This window comes from Phocaeicola sp. RTP21198st1_B8_RTP21198_201120, assembly GCF_040929485.1.
In the GTDB taxonomy this organism is placed as follows: domain Bacteria; phylum Bacteroidota; class Bacteroidia; order Bacteroidales; family Bacteroidaceae; genus Phocaeicola; species Phocaeicola dorei.
Genome location: NZ_JBCOCI010000147.1, coordinates 1 through 5,064, shown reverse-complemented (window position 1 = coordinate 5,064; position 5,064 = coordinate 1). Strand labels below are relative to the sequence as shown.

The following is a 5,064-nucleotide window of genomic DNA, read 5'->3' as shown; positions in this document are numbered from 1 at the left end:
GAGGCTGAAAAAAGGTCGGCAAAGCCCCGTCTGACGCTGCTGCTACCGGCGGCGTCAGCTATATTCTTGAACACATCTGACATGGTGAGAATTTTTTAGAATGTGAAAAAGAGACAACCGGGCGTTACAACCGGCACACTCCGGCTGTCCCTGCAAGGACTTACCTATGCATCCTGTGCATAGTCGCTGTTCCAGTCGTTCTCGTCATCCCCTTTTGTACCTTCCAGCTTGATGACAAAACTCTTTGCCGGGAAATAAGGAGTCAGGTGAATGTCGAGGAAAATACGGTCTTTCTGCTTCGGATCGCGCTCGAAACGAAGAATCTTGAATTTCTCAATCAAGCGTCCGGGACCCTGTATGCTATCCAAAAACTTGCTGATCTGACCACGCAAATCCCTTTCCGCCTTGCTGTTCCAGTTCTCAAAGGCACGGCGGTTGAGGAAATCCATCAGCACTTTCGTTACCCAATCGAACACACGGACTACGGAATAGGTCTGCAATCCCAAGTTGTCCCCGTTGAACAATGTCTTGGCAGAGAAAGCCATTACCTTGCCGTATTCCTTCACCATCGGAATCAGGCCAATCTTCTCGATTTCGGAAATCTCGCTTTTTTTCAGGTTGAAGGCAACCCCGTCCACCTCGCTCATGGAACCATACTTCTTACCGGCGGTAACCTGTGCCATTACCGTCTTGTACACACTGCCGGCCAATGCCGCAGAAGGAGGAATCAGCAAGTCTTCGGTTTCGCCCAGTTCCGCATAGCGTCCCCGTCCTACCAGATAGTTGCAGGTCATACATACGTTGGACTTGTACACATCGCCTCCCGAAAGATTGGAATCAAAGAACATTTCAATGACATCATCCGGTTTTTCCAGATCAGCGAAATCCGTGTAAATCATCACCTTGTTGTCATGCGCAATCTTTGCCCATTTTTCAACAACCTTGTTGGAACCCAAATATCCCGGGATAACCAGCAGGGAATAGTTGGTACGCAAGTCCAAACGGTCATAATTCGCACGAAGCTCGTTTGCAATGGCATCGATAAAGAAGGAGTTGTCCAAATCGGTAAGCTGGCTCATCGAAGCGTTCACTATGGAGATATTCTTGATCTTGTCGGAATCCGTATTCTTGTAGAAGAGCATGACCGTGCGGTAGGACTTCTCCAACTGCCTGACCTCTTCCACCGCTTTCAGCTGGTTCTGGGATAGCAGACCGGACACCGCCGCAGACTTCTTCTGGCACAGTTCCACCATCTCGCTGATGGATTTGTTGCCTTTCAACATATCGACCCACATCTCAAGCCGTTTTTCCAGCTCCTTGCGCTCAGCCGCCCGTTCGGGGTCGGAAAGGAATATGTTCCGCCGTGCCTTACGCTCCGGATTCATGTTCTGTATGCCGTCCACGGAAGATTCCAAGACATTGAAACCGCCAAACTTAGCCAAAATCTGCAATTCAGCGTTCAGATTTCTGGACTGCGCCACAGCCTGTTGCTGCTGTACGGCTGCTTCTCTTTGTGTATTCTGTTCGCTCATAACTATCATTCATTAGTGGGGTTAGACTTCTCATTGTTCTTCAAATCGTCCAAAATGGCAGAAATCGCATTGACAAACGCTCCACGTGTCTCCGGATTTTCCAGCACCCGTTGCAGCACCTTGTTGGAACGCAACGACTTCTCCATCCTGTCCGCAAACTGCTTTTCCGCATTCAGGCCGGACAAGAATGAACTCTGTTCCGTCATTTTCCTGACAGAAAAATCACCGACATTGTGGAAACGGAAATTTTCCTCTACGGGAGCACCGTCCGCATCCGCGAACTCGATATCTATTTCCGGCCGGAAATGTGCAAAGACTTCGTCAATGTTGGTCAGACCGGCAACCACTTCGGGAGCCACCGGCTCATCCTTCGTCAGCTGTTCCACCAATAAGGTTCGATTTTGTGGAATTTCCGCAATACCTTCGGAAGCGTCAATCTTCACTTCGTTTCCGCCGATTCCATAATTACCAAGATCCATACTTATTCAATTTTAAATTTAAAATATATATTAATTAAATCTCGCTCAACTGAAAAAACTTCCCCTTCTTCTGGCCTTCGCCTGCTGCATATCCGGATTGTCCACCAGTTCCTTCCAATCCTCCCCAATCCATTCGCAGAGCTGCCGTTCCAATATCCCGACATCAATCGGAGCACGAACCAGCCTTCCCGTATGAAGAGCCAGATACGCCGCATAAACGAACGTGGAACTCCGCCTGATTTCGGCAGAAAGGTAGCTGCCTCCTGCCAGGGCAAGCAAAAAATATTCGAAAGCCTGTTCCATCTTTCCATCCTCATAGCGCAGGAAACCACACATGCGATAGCCTTCCATGACATAATAAGGGTCCTTTTGCATGACGGCTTTTTTAGCCATCATGTCATACAAGGCAACCGCTTCCTCCCGTTTTTTCCCGGCTGTCAGAATGGCCGCTTTCATGGAAACAGCCATTTTCCAATAACTATATCCTGCCGTTTCACCGCCCTGCATCGCCTTTTCCGCCTCCCGGACGGTTTCGTCGCTGTATTTCATGCTATGCTTATATTCCCTGATAGCATAACATGCCTCGGATGCGATAAGCAGAGCGGAAATCCGGATATTCGTATCCTTTATTTCCTGTGCAATATCCAACAGTTTTCGGATTTCCCTGTCCAATAATTTCCAATCCTGCTTTTGTGTAGAATCCATGACAACCGTAACCTGCTGCTTGAACCGATTTTCAGGTGCAATCAGGTCGTTACCGCTATCAGACCGTGCCATCCGGTTATGCAAAGCCGCCGCCATATCGAACTGCGGGCGTATGCAAACCACTTCCCGAGACTCACCCAGCCGGATACTCCTGTTCTTTTTCAAGTCAATGGTTGTCATCCGGATTCCCTGCGGGACACCTTCTTTCAGCACATTGCCGAACCATCCTGTCCGGGAATACCCCCTTTCCTGTTCCGGAGGAAAGTACAGACAGAAAAAGGCATCATCCAACCGGGAGATACATGCCTTGAAACGCAACATCTCTCTCCACAAGTTGCCCGCCGTATGCTCAACCGACACATCAGGAATGTATTCTTCCTTCAGCAACCCGTCGTGCCTCAGAGCCCTGAGAATATCATACTTCTCCTCAACCTTTTCTGAAAACCAACCCGCATATTCCTGCCAGAGCTGTTCGGTGTATTCCTCGTCATCCCCCCTGTACGGCGTATCAAAACGAAAGAATATGTCATCGAACTGCCCTACCGGAGAACGTTCTATTTCCAGAAACCTGTCCACCAAGTCCACATCGTTCTGCCCGACAATCCATACAGACAGTTTCCAGTCCCTGTTGCCGACTATGTCCGCCCAGTAATCGACCGCTTTGTAATATTCCTGTATCACAGATGCAGATGCTCCCATGGCCAACCGAATTATGAGTTAAACTTTACTATTCCTCCCGAAACCGTTACGTTTCCCTTTCCCTCTATCATCAGATTTACACCGTTGACCGTTCCGTTCTTTGCAGCAACATCGTAATCCTTTTCCGCCTCCTGTTTAATATTGGTACCGCTGCTGCTAATTATACTCTTTTCGCTGCTGAGTACCATACATTCGTTGCCGGACAGCAATGTTACACTTTTCCTGCCTTCGAGAGCAATGGTATCGGCCTGCAAGCCTATCGACTTATCATCCATTACGATGACCGATTCCGCCTCGTTGGTAAGGGTAATGCTCTTTTTCGCCATGACGGTAATGGCATCCGTGCCATCCAACATGATCAGCTGTTTTCCCGTCTGGTCGGTAATAACGATGCTTCCCGTTTCATCATCGAAAACGATGGCATTGCCGCTGCGTGTGATAATGCTCTTGACCTTGTTGTCCTTGTCCCCTCCTTTACCTGAACCGGAATGGAACACCGATCCCGTAACATAGGGGCGGTCCGGGTTGCCATGCTCGTAGCTTACCATAACCTGATCGCCGACTTCCGGAACAAATACCCATCCGCGATTCTTGGGAACCGCACCACTTACTCCCGCATTAGGAGTCTGCACCCTGATCCAATTGGTTGTCTTGCCGTTTTTCTGCCAGTCGAAAGCCACTTTCACACGTCCCTGTCCCTTGTCGTCGTTGTTTTCCTTCACCGTAGCCAGTTCCGGCAACGCCAACGGCCGCTTCACATCGGGAACAGGAATATGTACCGTACCGTCCGGCACACCGACAAAACTATTGGAGTAATGTCCGTCACGGCGTACCTCATGCTCAATCCCGACAATACGGAACTTGCCTAAAGGAGGCAGTTTCATCCTGTCAGGGAAAGAAACATCGATGATTTCACCAATTCTTATCCGGCAAGTCTTTCCTATGCCTTTGATGTTCAGAAGATTGGCACCAGACGCATTCTTTACAATCCTCATCTGTTCGTCCAGTTCCGCCTTGTCCGTTACATGGGGGTCGGCAGCCGAGGTCGTTTTTGCGGTATATGCCTTCTCAGAGCAGCTGTGTGCAATAGACTGAAGGTCGTTCATGCCATCCGGTTTGGCAGGCGTATCCGCATTATGCTGTTTGTTCTCCTGCGCTACATAATCGTATCTTGCGGATTTACCCGGTACCAGATTGGCAACCAGACGTACCTCCTCCAAATCCATGTCATAAACAATCTTCTCCGTATTGTCCCTGTCAGGCTTGCCGAAATACACTTTCGTCCCGTCATAATAGAACCACTCCCCATAAAGAGCCGAAAGGCGATTCATAAAGTCAAAGACACTCTCGTTATACTGCGCCATGTAGGGTATGGGCGTTGCATACTTGGGATTGGAAACCAGATTGACCTTTCCATACTCCTGCGTCACCTCCTTTATTATGGTAGAGAGAGACTGATCCATCCAAGAATCGAGTGTTCTGTTGTTCTCATACAGTATCGTAGGGCTTGTTCCGTGAATGGCCACTCCGCCTGTCTCGCCCATGCTTCCAACCATTTCCACTTGAGTGATGATGGCTCACCCGATAAACCTGGGGGATTAAGCATACAGCTTTGTAAGTCTGAAAAGAAAGAATTTTATATCCGTTAC

At 48.9% G+C, this 5,064-nt stretch carries 3 protein-coding genes and 1 pseudogene; all 4 read right to left on the bottom strand.

Features of this window, described 5'->3' with window-relative positions; genetic code table 11:
* Nucleotides 1-164: 164 nt before the first annotated feature.
* Nucleotides 165-1,541, bottom strand: coding sequence for a DUF5458 family protein (locus AB5935_RS23415; protein ID WP_004288713.1), 1,377 nt, complete (start codon nucleotides 1,539-1,541; stop codon nucleotides 165-167).
* Nucleotides 1,538-2,011: a hypothetical protein gene (locus tag AB5935_RS23410; RefSeq protein WP_005802596.1), complete on the bottom strand. Its 474-nt coding sequence runs from the start codon at nucleotides 2,009-2,011 to the stop codon at nucleotides 1,538-1,540. The genes AB5935_RS23415 and AB5935_RS23410 overlap by 4 nt, the downstream gene beginning before the upstream one ends.
* A gap of 45 nt (nucleotides 2,012-2,056) precedes the next feature.
* Nucleotides 2,057-3,415, bottom strand: a complete 1,359-nt coding sequence (locus tag AB5935_RS23405; protein ID WP_005858595.1) for a hypothetical protein — start codon at nucleotides 3,413-3,415, stop codon at nucleotides 2,057-2,059.
* Between the two features lie 11 nt (nucleotides 3,416-3,426).
* Nucleotides 3,427-4,989, bottom strand: a pseudogene (locus AB5935_RS23400) (type VI secretion system Vgr family protein); the annotation flags it as partial.
* Nucleotides 4,990-5,064: the final 75 nt, after the last annotated feature.

Bases quoted from the DNA above. Each gene is read 5' to 3' on its own strand.
- AB5935_RS23415 (WP_004288713.1), bottom strand. From the start codon at position 1,541: ATGATAGTTATGAGCGAACAGAATACACAAAGAGAAGCAGCCGTACAG.
- AB5935_RS23410 (WP_005802596.1), bottom strand. From the start codon at position 2,011: ATGGATCTTGGTAATTATGGAATCGGCGGAAACGAAGTGAAGATTGAC.
- AB5935_RS23405 (WP_005858595.1), bottom strand. From the start codon at position 3,415: ATGGGAGCATCTGCATCTGTGATACAGGAATATTACAAAGCGGTCGAT.